This window comes from Mesorhizobium sp. M1A.F.Ca.IN.020.06.1.1 (genome assembly GCF_004023265.1).
Taxonomy (GTDB): Bacteria; Pseudomonadota; Alphaproteobacteria; order Rhizobiales; family Rhizobiaceae; genus Mesorhizobium.
In genome coordinates this window covers 1-423 of sequence record NZ_RZSR01001829.1, presented here as the reverse complement: position 1 = coordinate 423, position 423 = coordinate 1, and the positions used below count along the sequence as shown (strand labels likewise).

The window sequence follows — 423 nt, the reverse complement described above, 5'->3', positions numbered from 1 at the left end:
CCATGTCTCGATGGCTGCCCACGGCGCGCGCCGCCTGCTCGGCATGATCGAGAATGCAACGGCCGTCATCGGCATCGAGCTGTTGGCAGCCGCGCAAGGCTGCGATTTCCATGCCCCGCTCGCTTCGAGCGAAGCGCTGGAAACGGTGCGCAAGCTGGTCCGAGCCGAGGTGCCGCATCTCGACAACGACCGGCATTTCCATCCCGACATGGAAAAGGCGATCGCCCTGGTCCGCAGCGGCGCGGCGGTTAAGGCGGCGGCTGCGGTGGCGCTGCCGGGGATTGCGTCATGAGATTGAATGCTCTGATAGGTCGCGATCCTTCACGCCCCCCTCCGTCCTGCCGGACATCTCCCCCACAAGGGGGGAGATTGGCAACTTTGGCGCCCCGCTCCTTCTTGCAACGTGGACGATTGGCGAAAGCC

1 protein-coding gene is annotated in these 423 nt (G+C 65.2%); it reads left to right on the top strand.

Annotated features, from left to right (window positions below):
• The coding region (locus EOA60_RS37110) for an aromatic amino acid lyase (RefSeq protein WP_164899974.1) at positions 1–292 on the top strand (292 nt) is incomplete at its 5' end.
• Between the last annotated feature and the right edge of the window lie 131 nt (positions 293–423).